Here is a 260-nt window from a genome sequence, read left to right as displayed (position 1 = left end):
CGACGCGGCGGGCCGAGGCCTGTCCGTGCTTCTGTGCGAGCAGGACGACCTGGCAGCGCATACGTCCTCGGCAAGTACCAAACTGATCCACGGCGGTTTGCGCTACCTGGAATACCGCGAGTTCGGACTGGTGCGCAAAGCGTTGCAGGAACGGGAAACGTTGCTGCGCGCCGCGCCGCACATCATGTGGCCGCTGCGCTTCGTGATGCCGCACATGCCAGATCTGCGTCCCGCCTGGCTGATTCGCGCCGGTCTTTTCC

1 protein-coding gene is annotated in these 260 nt (G+C 65.0%); it reads left to right on the top strand.

What is annotated here, in order from left to right; translation table 11 throughout:
* Nucleotides 1-260 (top strand): FAD-dependent oxidoreductase (locus tag ACCC94_RS30325; RefSeq protein WP_413353249.1); only part of this gene is annotated, 260 nt, incomplete at both ends.

The organism is Pseudomonas sp. Pseusp97, assembly GCF_047304025.1.
Taxonomy (GTDB): Bacteria; Pseudomonadota; Gammaproteobacteria; order Pseudomonadales; family Pseudomonadaceae; genus Pseudomonas.
This window is presented reverse-complemented; position numbering and strand designations above follow the sequence as displayed.